We start from the raw sequence: 21947 nt of genomic DNA, 5'->3' as shown, positions 1-21947 counted from the left end.
CGCCCTCCCTCAGTTGATCGACTTGTCGGACTGACGCTGCGGGGTCGCGGCCGCGGCCTGTTCGAGCGCGCGCACCACGGCGCGACGCGCGAGCTCGATCTTGAAGTCGTTGTCGCCCTGGCCCCGGGCCCCCTGCAGGAGGCGCTCGGCGGCCGCCCCGAAGGCCTCGCGCGACGGCTTCTGGCCGCGCAGCAGCGTCTCGGCCTCCGGGACCCGCCATGGTTTGTGCGCCACGCCGCCGAGCGCGACGCGCGCGTCCCGGATCGTGTCGCCCTCGAGCTCGAGCCCGGCGGCCACGGAGACCAGCGCGAAGGCGTAGGAGAGCCGGTCGCGCAGCTTGAGATAAGTGTGGTGGGGCCCGAAGCGCGGCGCCGGAAGCTCGACGGCGGTGATCAGCTCGCCATGACGCAGCGTGTTGTCGGCCTCCGGCCGATCCCCCGGCAGGCGGTGGAAATCCTCGAACGCGATCGTCCGTTCTCCCCCGGGTCCCGCGACGTGCACGACGGCCTCGAGCGCCGCGAGCGCGACGCACATGTCCGAGGGGTGGGTGGCGATGCAGCTTTCGCTCGCGCCGAGGATCGCGTGGATGCGGTTGACCCCGCCGATCGCGCCGCAGCCGGACCCGGGGGCGCGTTTGTTGCAGGGGGCGCCGACGTCATAGAAGTAGTAGCACCGGGTGCGCTGGAGCAGGTTGCCGCCGGTGGTCGCCGCGTTGCGGAGCTGCGCGGAGGCGCCCGCCAGGATCGCGCTCGCGAGCAGCGGGTAGTCGCGCTCGACGCGGGCGTCGTAGGCGAGGTCGGAGTTCGGCACGAGCGCGCCGATCCTGATCCCGCCGCCGGCGGTCGCGGCGATCTCGCGCAGCGGCAGGCGCGTGATGTCGACCAGCCGGCCCGGCCGCTCGACGTCATATTTCATCAGGTCGACCAGATTGGTGCCGCCCGCGATGTAGCGGGCGTGCGGGTCGCCCGACACGGCGGCGATCGCCTCCCCGACGCTCTCGGCGCGGGCGTAGGAGAAGTTCATCATTCCGCGGCCTCCTGCGACGCGCCGGCGCCCATGACGGCCTCGACCGCGTCGACGATGTTCGTGTAGGCGCCGCAGCGGCAGAGATTGCCGCTCATCAGCTCGCGGATTTCGGCGCGCGTCCGGGCCCGGCCCTCCTTCAGCAGCGCCACCGCCGAACAGATCTGCCCGGGCGTGCAGTAGCCGCACTGGAAGGCGTCATGGGCGACGAAGGCCTCCTGCATCGGATGCAGCCCGCCCGGCGCCCCGAGACCTTCGATGGTGGTGATCTCGCGGCCGTCATTCATGACGGCGAGCTGGAGACAGGAATTCACCCGGCGGCCGTCGATCAGCACCGTGCAGGCGCCGCACTGGCCCTGGTCGCAGCCCTTCTTCGTGCCGGTGAGGTGGAGCCGCTCGCGCAGCAGGTCGAGCACCGTCGTGGAAGGCGCGACCGAGAGCGTCTGCGGCTTGCCGTTCACGGTCAGCGAGACCGTTACGGCGCCGGGCGCACCGCTGACATAGACCACTCGGCTTCCCCTCTTCTGGATGGCTCCGGACGAGCGGCCCCGCCGCCCGGTTAAGAACCGTTCCAGAGAGAAGACGTTCCGTCCGCCGTCACTCGATCCAGAGACCGTGAGCGCGGTGCCAGTCCTCGATCGACTGCTCCGGATATTCGTCGAAGGCGAGATCGTCCGGACCGATCGCGGGCTCGACCCAGGAGGCCCTGGAGCCGAGCATCAGATGCGTGCGCGCCGGAGGAACCGGAAGCTCGCTGTCGACCGCCGAGGCGAACGGATGAACCAGCTCCGGCCAGTTCGGGTCGTAGAGCCACAGCGCCGAGCCGCAGCGCGAGCAGAAATTCCGCTCCGCGCTGCTGCGGTGGAGATGACCCTCGGCGTCGGCGAGCTCGGCGCGGAACACGCCGATCGCCTTCTCGCCCTTGATCTTCAGCGTCGTCGCGTCGGCGTGCAGGTTGATCGCGAAGCCGCCGCCGCCGGCGGTCTTCCGGCAGATCGAGCAGTAGCAGAGCTGGTAGGGGTAGGGCGCGTGGCTCTCGACCGAGAAGCCGACCGCGCCGCATTTGCATGAGCCTTCGAGCGTCATCGGCATGCCGGCGTCCTTTCCAGAGAGCGTCGCGCCTCGCCCCGCCGGTCAGGCGGCCTTCCTGAACGCCGCCTTGCCTTGCTCGTCGAGGGCGCGGAAATCCTCGTCGGAGAGCGCGATGGCGGCCGCCGCGACGTTCTCCTCGAGATGCTTCACCTTCGAGGTGCCCGGAATCGGCAGCATCACCGGGCTGCGCTTCAGCACCCAGGCGAGGGCGACCTGGCTCGGGCTCGCGCCGATCTTCTTGGCGATCGTGTCCAGCACCGAGCCGGGCCTGGCGAGGCCGCCCGCCGCGAGCGGGTACCAGGGAATGAAGCCGAGGCCGTTCTGCGCGCAAAAGTCCAGCACGTCCTCGCTGGTGCGGTCGACCAGATTGTAGCGGTTCTGCACGGTCGCGACGGTGAAGTGCTTCTGCGCCGCCTTGATCTCCGCGACGCTGACCTCGCTCAGGCCGATCTGGTCGATCAGGCCCTCCTTCTGCATCTCGGCCAGCACCCCGAACTGCTCGTCCTGCGGGACCTTCGGATCGATGCGGTGGAGTTGCCACAGATCAATGCGCTCCACGCCGAGGCGGCGGATGCTCATCAGCACGCACTGGCGGAGATATTCGGGGCGGCCGACCGGCAGCCAGACGTTCGGGCCGTGGCGGGTGAGACCGCCCTTGGTGGCGATGAGGAGGCCGTCATAAGGGTGAAGCGTCTCCCGGATCAGCTCCTCGCTGACGAACGGGCCGTAGCTGTCGGCCGTGTCGATGAAGTTGACGCCGAGCTCCGGCAGCCGGCGCAGCGTCCTCAGGCTTTCCTCGCGGTCTTTCGGCTCGCCCCAGATCCCTTCGCCGGTGACGCGCATGGCGCCGTAGCCGAGGCGGTGGATCGTCCGCCCGGCGAGTTCGAAGGTTCCGGAAGCGGCTGCGTCGGCTTTGCTCATGGGTCAGCTCCTTGTTCGCCAAAAGCGTCGGCTTCCGACTTGGTTCCGACGTCCCGCCAGCACAACCCGGCGCTTCTTGCGTCCCGGAACGCAGCCACTCGCTTCTGCGCATGGGGCGCGGCGCCCGTCGCGCCGCCTCGCGGCCCGGGAGGTCTCTTTTCAGGGGCGGCTCCTGTCCGGTCCGGAATGACGGCTTAGTTCCGCTTGAGGCGCCTTGCGAGCGCCGGTTGAGGAGAGTTCGATGACGAACTCGTCGAGGAGCGGCGCGATAGCCGCAACGGTCAGGATCGCAGCCGGCAGCGATCGCAGCCATTACGACTCCTTCTCGATCATCCTGCACTGGGCCACCGTGGTCCTGGTGGTCCTGCTGTTCGTGCTGGCCGAGGTCTGGGGCTTCCTGCCAAGGCCGGAGCGACATCTGCTGGTCGTCGCCCACATGTCGTTCGGGGTCATCCTGACGGCGGTGATCGTCGCCCGCGTGGCGTGGCGGCTGACCCCGGGGCATCAGGTCAGCCCCGCCGTCACAGGCTGGGTCGAGATCGCCGCCAAGAGCGTGCATTACGTGCTTTACGGCCTGCTCGCCGCGCAGGCCCTGCTCGGCTTCGCGATCCGCTGGTCAGGCGAAAACCCCAAGGGGATGAGCTTCTTCGGCCTGCTGATCCCGTCGCCGTTCGGACCGAGCTCGAAGGCCCTGCACGAGCTGTTCGAGGAAACGCATGACTGGCTGGCCTGGGCGATCATCATCATCGCGGCGGGCCACGCCGTGGCGGCGCTCTATCATCAGTATGTGCTGAAGGACGACGTGCTCCGGCGCATGCTGCCGGACGGGCGCGCCAGACAGTCGGGGCGGACTTCGTCCCGTCCCTGAGACGATCTGCGCTCGTCAGCGACCGAGCGCGCGCCGGTAGAGCGTCGACCGGCTCACCCCGAGCTTGCGCGCCGCGGCCGCGACATTGCCGCCGCAGGCCTCGATCGCCGACAGCATGGCGCCGCGGGCCATGGCCTCGAGCCCGCCCTCGGCGTTCTCGGCGGGCCGGGCAAGCGCGCTCGAGGCCGCAAGCACGGTCGCCGGCAGCAGGTCCGGCCCGAGCGTCTCGCCCGGCGACGAAAGCGCGATCATCGCCTTCAGCACCCCGACCAGCTCCCGGTGATTGCCGGGCCAGTCATAGCGCCGCAGCGCCTCGAGCCCGTCCGCGCCGATCCGCCGGCCATCGGTCGGCAGCCCGCGCCACAGCGCCTCGATCAGCGCCGTGCGGTCCGGCAGCGTTCTCAGCGGCGGCAGCGCGAAGGTGAACTGGGCCAGCCGGAAATACAGATCGGGCCGGAACGCCTGCTGGGCCGAAAGTCCCTGCAGATCGCGGTGGGTGGCGCAGATCAGCCTGACGTCGAGCGGCGTCGGCCGGCCGCCGCCGAGCGGGGTCACGGCGCGCTCCTGCACCACGCGCAGCAGCCGCGCCTGCAGCGGCAGCGGCATGTCGCCGATCTCGTCCAGGAACAGCACGCCGCCGTCCGCCTCGCGCAGCAGGCCCTTGGAGCCCGCCCGCCGGGCGCCCGTGAAGGCGCCGTGCTCGTAGCCGAACAGCTCCGACTCGATCAGCCCCTCGGGCAACGCCGCGCAATTGACGGCCACGAACGGCTTTTCGGCCCGCGCGCTCGCGGCGTGCACGGCGCGCGCGAACATCTCCTTGCCCGAGCCGGTCTCGCCCTGAATCAGGATCGGGATGTCGCCGTCCACGAGCTTCACGGCCCGGGCGAGGTTCGCCCGGGTGGCGGGGTCGAACACCGGCCCGTCCGCAGCCGGAGCCGCCGGCGCCGGGGAGGGACGCAGCCGCGCGCCCGGAACCACGGTCGCGCGGGCCGGCAGGCGGGCGTGCAGCAGCGTTCCTGAACGGTCGCGCAGCGTGCGCTCCTCGGCGCGGCCGAGATGGCCGCCCTCGAACAGGTCGCCGAAGCTGCGCGCGCCGAGCGCGTTCCAGTCGAGCCCGAGCAGCTTGAGCGCATGGCGGTTGGCGGCGACGAGGCGCGCGCCCTCGAACACCGCGACGCCTTCCTGCGGCGTGCCGAGCAGCGCCGGATCGACGTGCAGGCGGACCACGTCGCAGCCCTCGAAGCCCTCGGCGAACATGCGGTGCTCGATCTGGTCGACGCCGAGCCGGATCAGCGACAGCGCATGGAGGTGCGGGATCGAGGCCGCCCCGGACAGGTCGAGGGCGCCGAGCAGCGCGCCGCGCGGGTCGAGGATCGGCGCCGCCGCGCAGGTCAGGATGCGGTGCGACTCGAAATAGTGCTCCGCGCCGCGCACCTCCGTCGGCCGGCGCTCGACCAGCGCGGCGCCGATCGCGTTTGTGCCGGCCGCCGCCTCGGCCCACAGCACGCCGGGCCGCAGCGCGACGCCGGCCGCCTTGCCGGCGAAGCCCGGGTCGCCGACCGCGTCCAGCACCAGGCCGCCGCCATCGGTCAGGATCACCAAGCTGCCGGTGTCGCGCGCCTCCCCGGCGAGCGCCTCGAGCTCGGGACGGCACAGCCGGATCAGCCGCTCGCTGCGCTCGTGGTGCTCGCGCAGCGCGGCGGAGCCGACCGGTTCGATGCGCGGCTCGGCGTGGCTGTCGAAGCCCCGCTCCACGCAGCGCCGCCACGAGCGGAGGATCGACGGCGGCACGACGCCCATCGGCTCCGCGTGGCGATCGAAGAAGTCACGGCGCGCCTGCATCAGATCGGCGCGCGGGGTCGCGGCGCTCATCGGCGTTCGTCCCTTTTGTCGCGCTTTGCGACATGTCGCAGCGTTGGTCGCCGCTGTCTGCGACAGTCTGGTGCCGAACGCCCGGCGGAGTCCACAGCGCGCCCGGCCGGCGGCGCGGGCCGGAACCCGGAAGCCCTTCCGGAGCAGGCGCTTGCCGCAGCGCAGCGCGATCCGGCCTCCGCGGAAAGACGCGTTGGCACGAAGGCTGCGATGGCGCGGTCAGCCTCAACAACAAGCCTGGGAGGGAGTGACATGAACAAGCCCGAACGCATGGACGCCTTCGTCCGCTCGCCGTTCAAGGAGCGCTACGACAACTTCATCGGCGGCAGGTTCGTCGCGCCGGTCGGCGGCCGCTATTTCGAGAACACCAGCCCGATCACCGGCCAGAAGGTCTGCGAGGTCGCCCGCTCGCAGAAGGAGGACATCGAGCTCGCGCTCGACGCCGCCCACAAGGCCAAGGACGCCTGGGGCCGCACCTCGCCGGCCGAGCGCGCCGGCCTGCTGCTCAAGATCGCCGACGTGATGGAGCAGAACCTCGAGGCGATCGCGCTCGCCGAGACCTGGGACAACGGCAAGCCGATCCGCGAGACGATGGCGGCCGACATTCCGCTGGCGATCGACCACTGGCGCTATTTCGCCGGCTGCGTCCGCGCCCAGGAAGGCGCGCTGTCGGAGATCGACCACGACACCATCGCCTACCACTTCCACGAGCCGCTCGGCGTGGTCGGCCAGATCATCCCGTGGAACTTCCCGATCCTGATGGCGGTCTGGAAGCTCGCCCCCGCGCTCGCGGCCGGCAACTGCGTGGTGCTGAAGCCCGCCGAGCAGACCCCGGCCTCCATCATGGTCCTGATGGAGCTGATCGCCGACATCCTGCCGGAGGGCGTGCTGAACGTCGTCAACGGCTTCGGCCTCGAGGCCGGCAAGCCGCTCGCCTCGTCGAACCGGATCGCCAAGATCGCCTTCACGGGCGAGACCACGACCGGCCGGCTGATCATGCAGTACGCCAGCCAGAACCTGATCCCGGTCACGCTCGAACTCGGCGGCAAGTCGCCGAACATCTTCTTCCAGGACGTGACGGCGGAAGACGACGACTTCTTCGACAAGGCGATCGAAGGCTTCGTGATGTTCGCGCTGAACCAGGGTGAGGTGTGCACCTGCCCGAGCCGCGCGCTGGTGCACGAGAAGATCTACGACCGCTTCATGGAGAAGGCGCTGAAGCGCGTCGAGGCGATCAAGCTCGGCTCGCCGCTCGATCCCGCCACCATGGTGGGCGCCCAGGCCTCGAGCGAGCAGCTCGAGAAGATCCTGAGCTACATCGACATCGGCAGGCAGGAAGGCGCCGAAGTGCTGGCCGGCGGCGGCCGCAACGAGCTCGAGGGCGATTTCGCGGGCGGCTACTACGTCAAGCCGACCGTGTTCAAGGGCCACAACAAGATGCGGATCTTCCAGGAGGAGATCTTCGGCCCGGTGCTCTCGGTCACGACCTTCAAGGACGACGCCGACGCGATGTCGATCGCCAACGACACGCTCTACGGCCTCGGCGCCGGCGTGTGGACCCGCGACATCAACCGCGCCTACCGCTTCGGCCGCGGCATCCAGGCCGGCCGCGTCTGGACGAACTGCTACCACGCCTATCCGGCGCACGCGGCGTTCGGCGGCTACAAGCAGTCCGGCATCGGCCGCGAGACCCACAAGATGATGCTCGACCACTACCAGCAGACCAAGAACATGCTGGTCAGCTACAGCCCGAAGAAGCTCGGCTTCTTCTGAGCGCCGGCTCGACGTCAGGGACTTGGGGGCGGCTTCGGCCGCCCCATCTGTTTGCGCTCCAACCGTGCGAGGAGAGCCGCAATGCCTTTCGTGACCTCGGCCGTGACGGATGCGGCGGAGCCGCTGTCCTATCCGTTCCGGACGCGCGACGAGGCGCTGCTGAAGGCGATCGAGCTCTCCGAGCGCGGGGTGGAGAACGTCTCCGTCGCCGATCTCGACAGCGGCGAGGTGCTCACCGGGCCCGAACTTCTGGGCGTGCTGCGAAGCATCGCGGCCGAAGGCTCCTGAGCGCGGGCGCGTTCGCCCTCAGTCGGCGGCCGCCGGCCGTTCGCTCTTCACGAAGTCCACGAACGCCCTGAGCGGCGCCGGCATCAGGCGGCGGCTCTGGTAGTAGAGCATCGGGCCGGAGAACTCCTGCCACCAGTCCTCCATCACCGGAACCAGCGCCCCGCTCGCGAGGTCGGCCGCCAGCGCCTCGCCGAAATGGCCGATGATCCCGAGCCCGCCGCGCGCCGCCGCGATCTGCATCTCGAAGGTCGAGGCGACGAGCGGCCCCTCGGGCGGCACGCGGATGACCTCGCCGTCGCGTTCGAACTCCCAGATCGCGAGCGCCTTGCTGCCGGTGAAGCGGTGGCCGATCCGGTCGTGCCGGACGAGGTCGCGCGGATGCGCCGGCGTCCCGCGCTCCGCGAGGTATGAGGGCGCGGCCGCCAGCACGAAGCGCTGCCGGCGCGGGCCGATCGGCGTCGCGATGACGTCGAGCGCCAGGCGCTCCTCGTAGCGGATGCCGGCGTCGCAGCCTTCCGCCAGCACGTCGACGAAGCTGTCCTGGGCCATCACCTCCATGCGCACGCCGGGGTGGCGCTTCAGGAACGCGGTCGCGATCGGCGGCAGGATGTGCCGCGCCACGAAGGTCGGCACGTTGAGGCGGAGCGTGCCGGTCGGCCGCTCCGGATCGCCCGACACGCCGTCGAGCGCCGCCGCGATCTCGGCGAGCGCCGGCCGCACGCGGTCCACGAACCGCGCGCCGGCCTCGGTCAGCGCCACGCTGCGGGTCGTGCGGTTCAGCAGGCGCGCGCCGACCGCCTCCTCGAGCCGCCGGACCGCCTCGCTCAGCGCCGAGGCCGAGGCCGTGCGCCTCTGCGCGGCCGCCCGGAAGCCGCCGGCCTCGGCCACAGCGACCAGATGGGCGGCGTCGTTCAGGTCGAACTCGGGCATTGTCCGAAATCCCGCACGGTCCGTACGATGAATTTGGGATTATCGCACAGCGCACTCCGGTCCACATCGCCTCCACTGAAAACGCAGGAGGTTTTTCGATGAAGACGCGCAAGCTTGGACGCACCGGACCCGAGGTTTCAGCGATCGGGCTCGGCTGCATGGGGATGTCGGGGGCCTACGGCCCGTCCGACCGCGCCGAGAGCGTCGCCACCATCCACGCCGCGCTCGACGCCGGCGTGACGCTGCTCGACACCGGCGATTTTTATGGCATGGGGCACAACGAGCTGCTGCTCGCCGAGGCGCTCCGTGGCCGCCCCCGCGACAGCTACCGGCTCAGCGTCAAGTTCGGCGCACAGCGTGGTCCCGGCGGCGACTGGCTCGGCTTCGACGGCCGCCCGGCGGCGGTGAAGACGTCCCTCGCCTATTCGCTGAACCGGCTGGGGGTCGACCATATCGACATCTACCGCCCGGCCCGGCTCGACCCCAACGTTCCCATCGAGGACACCGTCGGGGCGATCGCCGACATGGTGCGGGCCGGCTATGTCCGGCACATCGGCCTGTCCGAGGTGGGGGCCGAGACGCTGCGCCGCGCCTGCGCGATCCACCCGATCGTCGACCTGCAGATCGAGTACTCGCTCATCTCGCGCGGCCTCGAGGACAAGATCCTGCCCGCCGCGCGCGAACTTGGGATCGCGGTCACCGCCTATGGCGTGCTGTCGCGCGGGCTGATCGGCGGCCACTACGACGCGACGAAGGTCCTGCCGGGCGATCACCGGTTCATGGGCCCCCGCTTCCAGAAGGGCGCGGTGGAGGCCAATCTCGGGCTGGTGGAGGCGCTGCGGACGATCGCCGACGCCCGCGGCGTCAGCGTGGCGCAGATCGCGATCGCATGGGTGATGGCGCAGGGCGACGACATCGTCCCGGTCGTCGGCGCGCGCAGCCGCGAGCGGCTGGCCGAGGCGCTCGGCTCGACCCAGGCGACGCTGTCGGCCGACGATCTCGCCGCCATCGAGCGCGCCGTCCCGAAGGGCGCGGCCGTGGGCGACCGCTACCCGGCCGTCCAGATGGCGATGCTCGACAGCGAGCGCTGAAGGCGGGCTTCGCCGCGGCCGCCGCGCGCCCTATGCTGGCCATGGGAGGAGCCCCCATGACCCAGACCATCCCGCTCCGCGTCGAGGCCACCCGGGAGGCGCTCGAGCTGATCGAGGCCCTCCGGGCCGAGCATGGCGACGTCCTGTTCCACCAGTCCGGCGGCTGCTGCGACGGCTCCTCGCCGATGTGCTTCGCGGTCGGCGACTACATCGTCGGCGACGACGACGTGAAGCTCGGCGAGGTCGGCGGCGCGCCGTTCTACATGAGCCCGTCGCAGTTCGAGTACTGGCGGCACACGCATCTCACGCTCGACGTGGTGCCCGGGCGCGGCGGCATGTTCAGCCTCGAGAACGGCCGCGAGGTGCGCTTCCACATCCGCTCCCGGCTGTTCACGGAGGCGGAGACGCGGGCGCTCGACGGAGCCGCGGCCTGACGCCGGCGCCGCGCGAGGCTTGCGGCCGCGCAAGCGGGCCGGTCTGGAAAAGCCGCGCCGGGCGGACGACCTTGCGGCTCAAGCGATTTGGAGGAGCCCCCCCATGAAGATCGACCTTTCCGGCAAGACCGCCATCGTCACCGGCTCGACGGTCGGCATCGGCCACGCCATCGCGCTCGGCCTCGCCCGCGCCGGCGCGACCGTGGTGATCAACGGCCGCAAGCAGCCGGCGGTCGACAAGGCGATCGCCGACATCGCCGCGGCGGTCCCGGGCGCCAGCCTGAAGGGCGTCGCGGCCGACCTCGGGACCGCGGAGGGCGCGGCCGCGCTGGTCGCGGCGGTCCCGGCGCCGGACATCCTCGTGAACAATGTCGGGATCTTCAATCCGCAGGACTTCTTCGAGGTCCCGGACGAGGAATGGACGCGGTTCTTCGAGGTCAACGTGATGTCCGGCGTGCGCCTGTCGCGCGCCTATGCGCAGGGCATGGCGGAGCGCGGCTGGGGCCGCATCGTGTTCATCTCCTCGGAGTCGGCGATCAACATCCCGGTCGAGATGGTGCATTACGGCTTCACCAAGACCGCGCAGCTCGCGGTCGCGCGCGGCCTCGCCAAGCGCATGGCGGGGACCGGCGTGACGGTGAACTCGGTGCTGCCCGGCCCGACGCTGTCGGAAGGCGTCGCCGAGATGCTGAAGGACGAGGTGGCGAAGACCGGCCACAGCCTTGAGGAGGCCGGCGCGGCCTTCGTGAAGGCCCACCGGCCGAGCTCGATCATCCAGCGGGCCGCGACCGTCGAGGAGGTCGCCAACATGGTCGTCTATGTCTGCTCGAAGGAGGCCTCGGCGACCACCGGCGCAGCCCTGAGGGTCGACGGCGGCGTCGTGGACACGATCTGACAGGCGCCTTTCGCGCGCCCTCCCTGCTAGTCTGCCGCCCGCCTGATTCAGCCCAAGGACGAACCATTGACCGGACCCCATCGCGCGCCGATCGACGACGCCGCCCTCGACACGCTGTTCCGCGCCGCCCGCACGCACAATTCGTTCCGGCCGGAGCCGGTCTCGGACACGACGCTCCGGGCGTTGTTCGAGCTGGTGAAGATGGGGCCCACCAGCGCCAACGGCCTGCCGGGCCGCTTCGTGTTCGTGACCTCGCAGGAGGGCAAGGAGAAGCTCAAGCCCGCGCTGTCGGCCAACAACCGTGACAAGACCATGGCCGCGCCCGTCACGGCGATCGTCGCCCATGACATGCGGTGGCTCGACAATCTGCCGCGCTTCTTCCCGCATGTGGACGCCAAGAGCTGGTTCGAGGGCGACCAGGCGCTGATCGAGGAGACCGCCTTCCGCAACGGCTCGCTGATGGGCGGCTACCTGATCCTCGCGGCGCGGGCGCTGGGGCTCGACTGCGGCCCGATGTCGGGCTTCGACAAGCAGAAGGTCGACGAGGCCTTCTTCGCCGGCACGACGTTCCGGACGAACTTCCTCGTCAACCTGGGCTATGGCGACGGACAGGGCTTCAAGGACCGCCTGCCGCGGCCCGACTTCGATGAGTTCTGCAAGATCGTCTGAGGCGAAGCGGCGCGGCGGCTTCTGCTCCGCCCGAAACCTGCTACTCAGCCGACATGCGCGTGCTAGCGATCGACACCGCCCTCGGAGCCTGCTCGGCCGCCGTCGTTGATACGGCGAGCGGCGCGGGCCATGTCGCCTCGCTTCCGATGGAGCGCGGCCACGCCGAGGCGCTGATGCCGGAGGTGAAGCGCGTTCTGGACGCCGCCGGCGGCCTCGCCGGGGTCGAACGCGTCGTGGTGACCGTCGGCCCGGGCAGCTTCACGGGGCTGAGGGTGGGGCTCGCCTGCGCGCGGGCGATCGGCCTCGGCGCGGACCTGCCGGTGGTCGGCGTCACCACGCTGTCGGCGCTCGCCGCGCCCGTGCTCGACGGCGGCGACGGCGCGACGCCGGTCGCGGCCGCGATCGACGCCCGGCACGGCCGGGTGTTCTTCCAGGCTTTCGCGGGCGACGGCCGCTCCCTCGTCTCGCCCCGGCTGATCGACGCGCGCGAGGCCGCCCGCGCGCTCGGAGAGGGTCCGGCCCTGGTGGTCGGCTCCGGCGCGGACCTCGTGATCGCCGCCGCGCAGGACCCCCTGATCCGAAAGGCTCATGCGCGACACGAGGCGCCGGAGCCGGTCTGGGTCGCGCGACTCGGAGCCGCGTGCGATCCTGCCGACCAGCCGCCGCGTCCGCTTTACCTCAAGGCGGCGGACGCGCATCCGCAGCAGGGGGGCCGGATCGCGCGCCGGTGAACGGGACGTCGATGTACTGGTGGTTCTGGGACGCCTACCTGTCACGCTCCGCCGCCTGGGCGGTCGAGGACGCCGACGCCGGCGACGCTGACGAGCTGTCGGAGCTTCATCGGGCGGCCTTCGCCCGCGGCTGGACCGTCGACGAGATGGACGCGCTGCTGAACGACCGCGCGGTGGTCGGCTGCGTGCTTCGGCGGGAGGGCCGCGAGCGCGCCTACGGCTTCGCGCTGTCCAGGGTGGCGGAGGACGAGGCCGAGGTGCTGTCGATCGCGGTCGCGGAGGCGCGGCGCGGCGCCGGCGGCGGCGCGACGCTTCTCAGCCACCATCTCGGCAGGCTCTGCGGCCGCGGGGTGCGCCGCATCGTGCTCGAGGTCGACGAGGACAACGCCGCCGCGCTCGCCCTCTACCGGCGCTTCGGGTTCGAACAGGTCGGCCGCCGGCCGGCCTATTACGCGCGCGCCGACGGAACGCGCGGCGCCGCCAAGGTGCTCGCGCTCGAGCTGCCCTGAGCACGTGTTTACGCCGCGGCGCGCCGCTCCTATAAGCGACCCGATGGCCATGTCGCCCTTGAGGGCCGCAAGACGACCGGGGACGAGGCCCGAAGTGTCCACGCCGAAAACCGAATCGATCGAGCAGCTCTGCGCCGCCAAGGGCATGCGGATGACCGAGCAGCGCCGCGTCATCGCCCGCGTGGTGGGCGAGGCGGACGACCACCCGGACGTCGAGGAGCTCTATCGCCGCGCCTCCGCGATCGACGCGCGGATCTCGATCTCGACCGTCTATCGCACCGTGAAGCTGTTCGAGGACGCAGGCATCATCGCGCGCCTCGACTTCCGCGACGGCCGCTCGCGCTACGAGCCGCAGCCGGACGAGCACCACGACCATCTGATCGACCTCAGAAGCGGCAAGATCATCGAGTTCCGCGACGAGGGCATCGAGGAGCTGCAGGCCGAGATCGCCCGCCGGCTGGGCTACCGGCTCGTCGATCACCGGCTCGAGCTTTACGCCATCCCGCTCGACGACGAGGGCTGAGCTTGGCGCACAGGCGGCTCCGCGCGGCGGCTTCGGCGGTCGCGCTCATCGTGGCGGTCGTGGCGCTCGCCCCCGTCCAGATGCTGATGCTGCGCCTCGGCCGGCCATCGGCGGAGACCATCCCGCTCCGGTTCCACCGCCTCGCCCTCCGCATCGTGGGGATGCGGGTGCGGGTGATCGGCGCGCCCGCCAGCGCCCGGCCGCTGCTCATCGCCTCGAACCACTGCTCCTGGCTCGACATCCCGGTGCTCGGCTCGGTCTGCCGCATGTGCTTCGTGGCGAAGTCCGAGATCGCGGACTGGCCGGTGTTCGGCCAGCTCGCCAAGCTGCAGCGCTCGATCTTCGTCGACCGCTCCCGCCGCACCGCGACCGCCGCCGTCAACCGCCAGATGGCGGAGCGCATGGCGGCCGGGCAGCCCGTCGTGCTGTTCGCCGAGGGCACGTCCAGCGACGGCAACCGCGTGCTGCCGTTCCGGACCGCGCTGCTCGGCGCCACCCGGAACGCGCTGGCGGCGAGCGGCGAGGCCGCCGTCGTCTGGGTCCAGCCGGTCTCGATCGCCTACACCCATCGCAACGGCCTGCCGCTCGGCCGGCTCGGGCGCCCGTTCGTGGCCTGGTATGGCGACATGGGCTTTCCGCGCCACCTGTGGTCGATCCTGCGCGACGGCGCGATCGACGCGACCGTCACCTTCGGCGAGCCGATCGCGGCGGAGCAGGCGACCGACCGCAAGCGGCTCGCCGCCACGATCGAGCGCGAGGTGCGCCGGCTGACCAACGCCGCCCTGCTGGGACGGCCGGAGGAGCCCGCCCGCCCCGCTGAAGACGTGGCCTGAGGGCGGCGCGATGTGGGACGCGGCGATCAAGGCGGCGCGGCAGACCTTCTCGCCCGAGTTCCGCGCGGTTCTGTGGAAGTCGATCGGCATCACGCTCGCGCTGCTGGTGCTCGGCTGGTTCGGGCTTCAGGCCGCCGCCGACCGCCTCGTCACGCTGCCGAACCCGACCGCGAACTGGATCGCGCATCTGGTCGCGGGGCTCGGGGCCGCGTTCGGGCTGCTGTTCCTGGTGACGCCCGTGACCGCCATGGTGGCGGGTCTGTTCCTCGACGACATCGCCGCCCACGTCGAGCGCACGCACTACCCGAACGATCCGCCGGGCGTCGCCCTGCCGTTCTGGCGCGGCCTGCTGCTGTCGGCGCGCTTCGCGCTGCTCGTGCTCGGCATGAACCTGCTGCTGCTGGTGCTGCTGTTCGTGCCGGGGGTGAACCTCGTCGCCTGGCTCGGCGTGAACGGCTACCTGCTCAGCCGCGAGTATTTTTCGCTCGCCGCGCTGCGCTTCCGCGACGAGGCGGAGGCGACGGCGTTGCGCCGCCGTCACAGGGGCAAGGTGTTCGTCGGGGGGCTGATGGTGGCCGGGCTCGCGGTCATTCCGTTCGCGAACCTGCTCACGCCTCTGTTCGCAACGGCTTTCTTCGTCCACCTGCACAAGCAGGCGGCCGCGAGCGACGCCAAACGCCTCGGAACCCAAGGGGTCCGCGGACGTTTGGGCCCGTAACGGCCCTTAAACCTGCCGCATTCAAAGTCCAACCGATGGAACATGGGACGGTCGCTCTCCGGGAGCGGCCGCGGCGTGCGGCGTGACGAGGTTCTGGCGACATGGGCATTGGACGGGGGCGGGAGGAACGACGCGAGCCGCGTTTCGACGTCCGGCCCGACGCCCCGGACCTGCGTCTGTCGCCGGAGGATCGCCCGACCGGCGGACCCGCTCCGCGAGCGGAGGCGAACGCCCGGCGCGACGAGCCGCTGTTCGACGCGCGTCCCGGGGACGGCCGCCGCGAGCCCGGCTTCGGGGCGCCGGACGATGACGCGCCGCGAGACCCTCCGCGTGAGAAAACCTCGTACTGGGACTGGGTGATGGGCCGCAGCCGCCCTTCGCGCAAGCGCCGCGAGCCGAGCCGTCGGCCCCGTCGCCGGGGGAGCTTCCTCGGCCGCTTCGCGGCCCTCGCCCTGACGCTCTGCCTGTTCGGCGCGGTCGGGGCGGGCGGCGTCGTGGCCTATTACACGTCCCGCCTGCCGCCGATCCAGAACCTCGAGATCCCGAAGCGGCCGCCGAACGTCCAGATCGTCTCGCTGGACGGCAAGCCGATCGCCAACCGCGGCGAGACCGGCGGCGCCAACGTGCCGCTGTCGGAGATGCCGAAATTCGTGCCCCAGGCGTTCATCGCCATCGAGGACAGGCGCTTCTACGACCACTGGGGCGTCGACGTCTTCGGACTGGCGCGCGCGCTCAAGGCCAACATCGAGCGCGGCGGGGTCGCCCAGGGCGGCTCGACGCTGACCCAGCAGCTCGCCAAGAACCTGTTCCTGACGCCCGCGCGCTCGCTCGAGCGCAAGGTGCAGGAGGCCGTGCTGGCGTTCTGGCTGGAGCGCAAGTTCGGCAAGCAGAAGATCCTTGAGATGTACCTCAACCGCGTCTATTTCGGCGCGGGCGCCTATGGCGTGGAGGCGGCGTCCCAGCGCTATTTCGGCAAGTCGATCCGCAAGGTGAACATCACCGAGGCGGCCATCCTGGCCGGCCTCGTGAAGGCGCCGTCGCGGCTCTCGCCGAGCCACGATCCGGAGGCCGCGCGGGCGCGCGCCGACCTCGTGCTGCAGGCGATGGCGGACGAGGGCTACATCACCCGCGACCAGGCCCAGACGGCCTTCCGCACCTCGCCCCCCGCGCCGCTGCCCAAGCCCGAGGGGGCGGTCGGCTATGTGGCCGACTGGGTGATGGACCAGCTCGACTCGCTGGTCGGCCTCTATGACGAGGACCTCGTGGTCGAGACCACGATCGACACCGCCCTCGAGGCCGAGGCGGAGCGCGATCTCGCCGAGGGCATCGCCAAGCGCGGCGGCAAGCTCAAGGTCAGCCAGGGCGTTCTGGTGGCGATGGAGCCGGACGGCGCGGTGCGCGCGCTCGTCGGCGGCAAATCCTACGCCGAGAGCCAGTTCAACCGGGCCGTCGAGGCCAGGCGTCAGCCGGGCTCTGCGTTCAAGCCCTTCGTGTACCTCACGGCGCTCGAGCTCGGACTGACCCCCGACTCCATCCGGGTCGACGAGCCGGTCCAGCTCAAGGGCTGGAACCCCGAGAATTACACGCGCCGCTACGAAGGCCCGATGACGCTGACCCGCGCGCTGTCGCAGTCGATCAACACGGTCGCGGTGCGGCTCGGCGTCGAGGTCGGTCCCGAGAACGTCGTGAACACCGCGCATCGCGTCGGCATCACCTCGCAGCTCGCGCCCAACCCGTCGATCGCGCTCGGCACCTCGGAGGTCAGCCCGCTCGAGCTTGCGGCCGCCTACGCCCCCTTCGCGAACGGCGGCTTCGAGGCCAAGCCCTATGTGGTGCGCTCGGTCAGGACGACCGACGGCGAGTCGCTTTACCAGCGCCGCGTCGAGCCGCCGAAGGAGATCGTCGATCCGGAGCGGGTCGGCATGATGAACGCGATGCTGCAGGAGACGGTGCGCTCCGGCACGGCGCGTTCGGCGAAGCTCGCCGGCTGGCCCGCCGCCGGCAAGACGGGCACCAGCCAGGAGTTCCGCGACGCCTGGTTCGTCGGCTACACGTCCCGCATGGTCACGGTCGTCTGGCTCGGCAATGACGACAACAGCCCGACCCGGCACGCCTCCGGCGGCGGATTGCCGGTCGAGATCTGGAGCCGCTTCATGACGCGCGCCCATGAGGGCGCGGAGGTCGCGGCGCTGCCGGGCGACTGGAGCCCGCGCGTCGCCGGCTATGACGATCGCCAGCCCGGCGACGTCTACCAGACCGGCCCCGGCCAGGGCCCGCCGCGCGACGAGGAGCCCTACGCCGGCTCCTACCCGCGCGAGGAATATGTGGTCCGCGAGCGCCGCGCCCCGAACCCGATCCGCGAGCCGCTCGGCTTCCTGAAGAAGCTGTTTGGCGGCTGAGCCGGCGCGCCCGCAGAGACGCCGCCGGCAGGATCCCGCCCGCCCCGCTTGCCTCCGAGGCCTTCATGGCTAGAGTGCGCCGCGCTCGCTCACCCCTCTTCCGGACTCCCCGATGACCGAACCCAAATCCGTCAAGAAGGTCGTTCTCGCCTATTCGGGCGGCCTCGACACTTCGGTGATCCTGAAGTGGCTGCAGACCACCTATGGCTGCGAGGTCGTGACCTTCACGGCCGATCTCGGCCAGGGCGAAGAGCTGGAGCCGGCCCGCAAGAAGGCCGAGCTGCTCGGGGTCAAGCCGGACAACATCTATGTCGACGACCTGCGCGAGGAGTTCGTCCGCGACTACGTGTTCCCGATGTTCCGGGCGAACACGGTCTATGAGGGCCAGTACCTGCTCGGCACCTCGATCGCGCGGCCGCTGATCGCCAAGCGGCAGATCGAGATCCTGCGGGCCACCGGCGCGGACGCCGTCTGCCACGGCGCCACCGGCAAGGGCAACGACCAGGTCCGCTTCGAGCTTTCCTATTATGCGCTCGAGCCGGACGTCACCGTGATCGCCCCGTGGCGCGAATGGGACCTGACCTCGCGCACCAGGCTCATCGAGTTCGCCGAGCAGCACCAGATCCCGATCGCCAAGGACAAGCGCGGCGAGGCGCCGTTCTCGGTCGACGCCAACCTGCTGCACTCCTCCTCGGAGGGGAAGGTGCTGGAGGATCCGAGCCTGCCGGCGCCGGAAGACGTCCACATGCGCACCATCGCGCCCGAGGACGCGCCCGACGAGCCGACGCTGATGTCGATCGACTTCGAGCAGGGCGACGCGGTGGCGATCGACGGCGAGAAGCTGTCCCCGGCCACGCTGCTGGCGCGCCTCAACGAACTCGGCCGCGCCAACGGCATCGGCCGGCTCGACCTCGTCGAGAACCGCTTCGTCGGCATGAAGTCGCGCGGCGTCTACGAGACGCCCGGCGGCACGATCCTGCTCGCGGCGCACCGCGCGATCGAATCCATCACGCTCGACCGCGGCGCGGCGCACCTCAAGGACGAGCTGATGCCGCGCTATGCGGAGCTGATCTACAACGGCTTCTGGTTCTCGCCCGAGCGCGAGATGCTGCAGGCCGCGATCGACCTCAGCCAGAAGGAAGTCTCGGGCCGCGTACGGCTCAAGCTCTACAAGGGCAACGTCATCGTCACCGGCCGGGAGAGCCCGAACTCGCTCTACGACCAGGAGCTCGTGACGTTCGAGGACGGCGCGGTGGCCTATGACCACCGCGACGCGGCCGGCTTCATCAAGCTCAACGCGCTCCGCCTGCGCACGCTGGGCGCCCGGCGTCGTCGCGGCGCCTGAGCCGCGACGTTCTCGACCGATGATCCTCGACCTGCTCCGCCGTAAGGCGCCCCGCACGGCGGAGCGGGTCTGCTACCTGCATATCGGGCCGCACAAGACCGGCTCGACCTCGATCCAGCACGCGCTTTACGTGAACGCGAAGCGGCTGGCGCGGCTCGGGCTGTACTATCCCACGACGCTGAGCGCCGAGGGCAGGCGGCGGCGCAACCACTCGCCGCTCGCGCGCAAGACCTATCTGCGGCTGCCGGGCGAGCTTCGAGATGCGCCGGCGTGGAGCGAATTCAGCGCGCTGCTCGACACGACGCCCGGCTCGATCGTGGTGTCGAGCGAGCACTTCGCGATCCTGTTGCGGCGTGACCGCTGGTTCGAGCGCATCATCGGCTTCTTCGAGGAGCACGGATTCCGGGTGGAGATCGTCGCCTTCGTGCGCGACCAGCCGATCTGGATGAACTCCTGGTACACGCAGGATCAGAAGAACTTCGCCTCGCGCCGCAGCTTCGCGGAGTTCGAGGCGCATGTGATCAAGCGCGGCTACATGGACCCGTGGGTCTTCCTGAAGCGCGCCATGGACCATCCGAGGATCGCCGTGCGTCCGATCTCGTTCGAGCGCGCGGTGAAGCATGGCCTCGCGCGCAGCGTGCTGGACGTGATCGGGGTGCCGCCAAGCTTCAAGCTGGAGGAGCCGCCCCGGATCAACCCGAACTTCGGCGTGAAGGGCATGTTCGCCGCGCAGGAGATCATGCGCCGGGTCGACGTGCGCATCCGCTCGCTGCCGAACTACATCGATCTCTACGAGCACTTCCTGAAGCTGATGGAGGGCCGCAACTGGGAGGCCCAGCCCTATGTGGGCCTGACCCAGGAGGGCTACCGGGCGATCCGCGAGCGCTTCGCGCCCGCGAACGAAGCTTTCGCCCAGGCCTATTTCGGCGTCCCGTGGACCGAGCTCTGCCCCGAACGCCGCTACGAGCCGTCCGTGTTCGACTTCGAGACGGCGTCCCCGGAGGACCGCGCGGACGTCCTCGAGGTGGTCGAGGAGATGGTCGCGCGGGTGCAGGAGAGCCCGAAAGCCTCCGCCGCCTGAGGCCGATTGACCGCCTACCCCTTGCGTTTTGCGGGGTTCTCCCGCATCTGTTGCGCCGCACATCAGACAATCAGATCGAAGGGCGGCCCGCGCGGCTCGCGGGCCTAGAGGCACGTCTTTTCCATGAAGCTTCGCAACATCGCGATCATCGCGCACGTCGACCACGGCAAAACGACCCTGGTGGACAAGCTCCTGCAGCAATCCGGCTCGTTCCGCGAGAACCAGCGCGTCGCTGAACGCGTCATGGATTCCAACGACCTGGAGAAGGAGCGCGGCATCACGATCCTGGCCAAGGCGACCTCGGTCGTCTGGAAGGACACCCGCATCAACATCGTCGACACGCCCGGCCACGCCGACTTCGGCGGCGAGGTGGAGCGCATCCTGTCGATGGTCGACGGCGTGATCGTGCTGGTGGACGCGGCCGAAGGCCCGATGCCGCAGACCAAGTTCGTGGTGTCGAAGGCGCTGAAGATCGGCCTCAAGCCGATCGTCGCGGTCAACAAGGTCGACCGTCCCGACGCCCGCGCCTCCGAGGTCATCAACGAGGTGTTCGACCTGTTCGCGGCGCTCGACGCCAATGACGAGCAGCTCGACTTCCCGATCCTCTACGGCTCGGGCCGCGACGGCTGGCTCGCGGCCTCCCCGGAAGGCCCGAAGGACGAGGGCCTCGCGCCGCTGTTCGACCTGATCCTCAAGCACGTGCCGGAGGCGAAGGTCGAGGAAGGCCCGTTCCGGATGCTCGGCACGCTGCTCGAGGCCAACCAGTTCCTCGGCCGCATCATCACCGGCCGCATCGCGTCCGGCACCGTGAAGCCGAACCAGACGGTCAAGGTGCTCGACCGCGAGGGCAACCTCGTCGAGACCGGCCGCGTCTCCAAGATCCTCGCCTTCCGGGGCATCGAGCGGCAGCCGATCGACGTCGGCGAGGCGGGCGACATCGTCTCGATCGCCGGCCTGGTGAAGGCCTCGGTCGCCGACACCTTCTGCGACCCGGCCGTCACCGAGCCGATCCAGGCGCAGCCGATCGACCCGCCCACCGTGTCGATGACCTTCCTCGTCAACGACAGCCCGCTCGCCGGCACCGAAGGCGACAAGGTGACGAGCCGCGTCATCCGCGACCGCCTGCTCAAGGAGGCCGAGGGCAACGTCGCGCTCAAGGTCGAGGAGACGGCCGAGAAGGACAGCTTCATCGTCTCCGGCCGCGGCGAGCTGCAGCTTGCGATCCTGATCGAGACCATGCGCCGCGAGGGCTTCGAGCTCGGCGTGTCGCGTCCGCGCGTCGTGATGCAGCGGAACGAGGCCGGCGAGCTGGTCGAGCCGATCGAAGAGGTCGTGATCGACGTCGACGAGGAGCACTCCGGCATCGTCGTGCAGAAGATGTCGGAGCGTAAGGCCGAGATGCTCGAGATGCGGCCTTCGGGCGGCAATCGGCTGCGGCTGGTGTTCCACGCCCCGACCCGCGGCCTGATCGGCTACCAGGGCGAGCTGCTGACCGACACCAAGGGCACGGCGATCATGAACCGCCTATTCCACTCCTACGGCCCGTACAAGGGCGAGATCGCCGGCCGCAACAACGGCGTGCTGATCGCCAACGAGCCGGGCGAGGCGGTGGCCTACGCGCTCTGGAACCTCGAGGACCGCGGCCCGATGATCATCGAGCCGGGCTGGAAGGTCTATCAGGGCATGCTGATCGGCATCCACAGCCGCGACAACGACCTCGAGGTCAACGTCCTCAAGGGCAAGAAGCTCACCAACATCCGCACCCAGTCGAAGGACGAGGCCGTCCGGCTCACGCCTCCGATCCGGATGACGCTGGAGCGGTCGCTCGCCTGGATCCAGGACGACGAGCTGGTCGAGGTGACGCCGAAGTCGATCCGGCTGCGCAAGCGCCTGCTCGACCCGAACGATCGCAAGCGCGAGAGCCGCAAGGCCGAAGCCGAGGTGGCCTGAGG

The 21947-nt window shown here is 70.4% G+C and carries 22 protein-coding genes; 16 read left to right on the top strand and 6 right to left on the bottom strand.

Annotation, left to right across the window (positions count from 1 at the left end; genetic code table 11):
• Positions 1–9 precede the first annotated feature (9 nt).
• From GGR24_RS08920 to GGR24_RS08905, 4 genes are all read right to left on the bottom strand, one after another.
• Positions 10–1026 (bottom strand): FAD binding domain-containing protein, encoded by a 1017-nt coding sequence (locus GGR24_RS08920; protein WP_183394982.1) that lies wholly within the window; start codon positions 1024–1026, stop codon positions 10–12.
• Positions 1023–1532, bottom strand: coding sequence for a 2Fe-2S iron-sulfur cluster-binding protein (locus GGR24_RS08915; RefSeq protein ID WP_183394981.1), 510 nt, complete (start codon positions 1530–1532; stop codon positions 1023–1025). The genes GGR24_RS08920 and GGR24_RS08915 overlap by 4 nt, the downstream gene beginning before the upstream one ends.
• 88 nt (positions 1533–1620) lie before the next feature.
• On the bottom strand, positions 1621–2115 hold the full coding sequence (locus tag GGR24_RS08910) for a GFA family protein (RefSeq protein ID WP_183394980.1): 495 nt from the start codon (positions 2113–2115) through the stop codon (positions 1621–1623).
• Positions 2116–2157: 42 nt separating this feature from the next.
• Positions 2158–3036 (bottom strand): aldo/keto reductase, encoded by an 879-nt coding sequence (locus GGR24_RS08905; protein ID WP_183394979.1) that lies wholly within the window; start codon positions 3034–3036, stop codon positions 2158–2160.
• A gap of 241 nt (positions 3037–3277) precedes the next feature.
• Between GGR24_RS08905 and GGR24_RS08900 the strand changes: the two genes are divergently transcribed.
• Positions 3278–3904, top strand: coding sequence for a cytochrome b (locus GGR24_RS08900; protein WP_183394978.1), 627 nt, complete (start codon positions 3278–3280; stop codon positions 3902–3904).
• 15 nt (positions 3905–3919) lie between these two features.
• Here GGR24_RS08900 and GGR24_RS08895 read toward each other — a convergent pair whose 3' ends face one another.
• Positions 3920–5776: a sigma-54-dependent Fis family transcriptional regulator gene (locus GGR24_RS08895; RefSeq protein WP_183394977.1), complete on the bottom strand. Its 1857-nt coding sequence runs from the start codon at positions 5774–5776 to the stop codon at positions 3920–3922.
• 252 nt (positions 5777–6028) lie between these two features.
• Here GGR24_RS08895 and adh point away from each other — a divergent pair, with 252 nt between their 5' ends.
• Entirely contained in the window at positions 6029–7549 is a 1521-nt protein-coding gene (adh, locus tag GGR24_RS08890) for an aldehyde dehydrogenase (RefSeq protein WP_183394976.1), read from the top strand.
• Between the two features lie 81 nt (positions 7550–7630).
• Positions 7631–7837, top strand: a complete 207-nt coding sequence (locus GGR24_RS08885) for a hypothetical protein (RefSeq protein WP_183394975.1) — start codon at positions 7631–7633, stop codon at positions 7835–7837.
• Positions 7838–7855: 18 nt separating this feature from the next.
• Here the strand turns inward: GGR24_RS08885 and GGR24_RS08880 are convergent, their stop codons facing one another.
• A complete protein-coding gene (locus GGR24_RS08880; RefSeq protein ID WP_183394974.1) occupies positions 7856–8767 on the bottom strand; it encodes a LysR family transcriptional regulator in 912 nt (303 codons plus the stop codon).
• 98 nt (positions 8768–8865) lie between these two features.
• Here GGR24_RS08880 and GGR24_RS08875 point away from each other — a divergent pair, with 98 nt between their 5' ends.
• The 13 genes from GGR24_RS08875 (at position 8866) to typA (ending at position 21945) form a co-directional block, all read left to right on the top strand.
• Positions 8866–9858: an aldo/keto reductase gene (locus GGR24_RS08875; RefSeq protein ID WP_183394973.1), complete on the top strand. Its 993-nt coding sequence runs from the start codon at positions 8866–8868 to the stop codon at positions 9856–9858.
• Positions 9859–9914: 56 nt separating this feature from the next.
• Positions 9915–10292: a DUF779 domain-containing protein gene (locus GGR24_RS08870; RefSeq protein WP_183394972.1), complete on the top strand. Its 378-nt coding sequence runs from the start codon at positions 9915–9917 to the stop codon at positions 10290–10292.
• 103 nt (positions 10293–10395) lie between these two features.
• Positions 10396–11187 carry an SDR family NAD(P)-dependent oxidoreductase gene (locus GGR24_RS08865; RefSeq protein ID WP_183394971.1) on the top strand — a complete coding sequence of 264 codons (792 nt, stop codon included), beginning with the start codon at positions 10396–10398 and terminating at the stop codon, positions 11185–11187.
• Positions 11188–11253: 66 nt separating this feature from the next.
• A complete protein-coding gene (locus tag GGR24_RS08860; protein WP_210286091.1) occupies positions 11254–11856 on the top strand; it encodes a malonic semialdehyde reductase in 603 nt (200 codons plus the stop codon).
• Positions 11857–11909: 53 nt separating this feature from the next.
• Positions 11910–12587, top strand: a complete 678-nt coding sequence (tsaB, locus tag GGR24_RS08855; protein ID WP_183394970.1) for a tRNA (adenosine(37)-N6)-threonylcarbamoyltransferase complex dimerization subunit type 1 TsaB — start codon at positions 11910–11912, stop codon at positions 12585–12587.
• Entirely contained in the window at positions 12584–13096 is a 513-nt protein-coding gene (locus tag GGR24_RS08850; RefSeq protein WP_343066227.1) for a GNAT family N-acetyltransferase, read from the top strand. The genes tsaB and GGR24_RS08850 overlap by 4 nt, the downstream gene beginning before the upstream one ends.
• Before the next feature lie 145 nt (positions 13097–13241).
• On the top strand, positions 13242–13619 hold the full coding sequence (locus GGR24_RS08845) for a Fur family transcriptional regulator (RefSeq protein ID WP_246398268.1): 378 nt from the start codon (positions 13242–13244) through the stop codon (positions 13617–13619).
• A gap of 2 nt (positions 13620–13621) precedes the next feature.
• Positions 13622–14452, top strand: coding sequence for a lyso-ornithine lipid O-acyltransferase (gene olsA, locus GGR24_RS08840; RefSeq protein ID WP_343066226.1), 831 nt, complete (start codon positions 13622–13624; stop codon positions 14450–14452).
• A 10-nt stretch (positions 14453–14462) separates the two neighbouring features.
• Positions 14463–15170: a sulfate transporter family protein gene (locus tag GGR24_RS08835; protein WP_183394968.1), complete on the top strand. Its 708-nt coding sequence runs from the start codon at positions 14463–14465 to the stop codon at positions 15168–15170.
• Between the two features lie 101 nt (positions 15171–15271).
• Positions 15272–17569: a transglycosylase domain-containing protein gene (locus GGR24_RS08830; RefSeq protein ID WP_183394967.1), complete on the top strand. Its 2298-nt coding sequence runs from the start codon at positions 15272–15274 to the stop codon at positions 17567–17569.
• A gap of 112 nt (positions 17570–17681) precedes the next feature.
• Positions 17682–18914 (top strand): argininosuccinate synthase, encoded by a 1233-nt coding sequence (locus GGR24_RS08825; RefSeq protein ID WP_183394966.1) that lies wholly within the window; start codon positions 17682–17684, stop codon positions 18912–18914.
• Positions 18915–18933: 19 nt separating this feature from the next.
• Positions 18934–19995, top strand: coding sequence for a hypothetical protein (locus tag GGR24_RS08820; RefSeq protein ID WP_183394965.1), 1062 nt, complete (start codon positions 18934–18936; stop codon positions 19993–19995).
• Between the two features lie 123 nt (positions 19996–20118).
• Positions 20119–21945, top strand: coding sequence for a translational GTPase TypA (gene typA / locus GGR24_RS08815; protein ID WP_183394964.1), 1827 nt, complete (start codon positions 20119–20121; stop codon positions 21943–21945).
• Positions 21946–21947 lie beyond the last annotated feature (2 nt).

The sequence above is a fragment of the Hansschlegelia beijingensis genome, from assembly GCF_014196425.1.
Classification (GTDB): Bacteria; Pseudomonadota; Alphaproteobacteria; order Rhizobiales; family Methylopilaceae; genus Methylopila; species Methylopila beijingensis.
This window is presented reverse-complemented; position numbering and strand designations above follow the sequence as displayed.

Bases quoted from the DNA above. Each gene is read 5' to 3' on its own strand.
- GGR24_RS08920 (WP_183394982.1), bottom strand. From the start codon at position 1,026: ATGATGAACTTCTCCTACGCCCGCGCCGAGAGCGTCGGGGAGGCGATC.
- GGR24_RS08910 (WP_183394980.1), bottom strand. From the start codon at position 2,115: ATGCCGATGACGCTCGAAGGCTCATGCAAATGCGGCGCGGTCGGCTTC.
- GGR24_RS08905 (WP_183394979.1), bottom strand. From the start codon at position 3,036: ATGAGCAAAGCCGACGCAGCCGCTTCCGGAACCTTCGAACTCGCCGGG.
- GGR24_RS08900 (WP_183394978.1), top strand. From the start codon at position 3,278: ATGACGAACTCGTCGAGGAGCGGCGCGATAGCCGCAACGGTCAGGATC.
- GGR24_RS08895 (WP_183394977.1), bottom strand. From the start codon at position 5,776: ATGAGCGCCGCGACCCCGCGCGCCGATCTGATGCAGGCGCGCCGTGAC.
- adh (WP_183394976.1), top strand. From the start codon at position 6,029: ATGAACAAGCCCGAACGCATGGACGCCTTCGTCCGCTCGCCGTTCAAG.
- GGR24_RS08885 (WP_183394975.1), top strand. From the start codon at position 7,631: ATGCCTTTCGTGACCTCGGCCGTGACGGATGCGGCGGAGCCGCTGTCC.
- GGR24_RS08880 (WP_183394974.1), bottom strand. From the start codon at position 8,767: ATGCCCGAGTTCGACCTGAACGACGCCGCCCATCTGGTCGCTGTGGCC.
- GGR24_RS08875 (WP_183394973.1), top strand. From the start codon at position 8,866: ATGAAGACGCGCAAGCTTGGACGCACCGGACCCGAGGTTTCAGCGATC.
- GGR24_RS08870 (WP_183394972.1), top strand. From the start codon at position 9,915: ATGACCCAGACCATCCCGCTCCGCGTCGAGGCCACCCGGGAGGCGCTC.
- GGR24_RS08865 (WP_183394971.1), top strand. From the start codon at position 10,396: ATGAAGATCGACCTTTCCGGCAAGACCGCCATCGTCACCGGCTCGACG.
- tsaB (WP_183394970.1), top strand. From the start codon at position 11,910: ATGCGCGTGCTAGCGATCGACACCGCCCTCGGAGCCTGCTCGGCCGCC.
- GGR24_RS08845 (WP_246398268.1), top strand. From the start codon at position 13,242: ATGCGGATGACCGAGCAGCGCCGCGTCATCGCCCGCGTGGTGGGCGAG.
- GGR24_RS08835 (WP_183394968.1), top strand. From the start codon at position 14,463: ATGTGGGACGCGGCGATCAAGGCGGCGCGGCAGACCTTCTCGCCCGAG.
- GGR24_RS08830 (WP_183394967.1), top strand. From the start codon at position 15,272: ATGGGCATTGGACGGGGGCGGGAGGAACGACGCGAGCCGCGTTTCGAC.
- GGR24_RS08825 (WP_183394966.1), top strand. From the start codon at position 17,682: ATGACCGAACCCAAATCCGTCAAGAAGGTCGTTCTCGCCTATTCGGGC.
- GGR24_RS08820 (WP_183394965.1), top strand. From the start codon at position 18,934: ATGATCCTCGACCTGCTCCGCCGTAAGGCGCCCCGCACGGCGGAGCGG.
- typA (WP_183394964.1), top strand. From the start codon at position 20,119: ATGAAGCTTCGCAACATCGCGATCATCGCGCACGTCGACCACGGCAAA.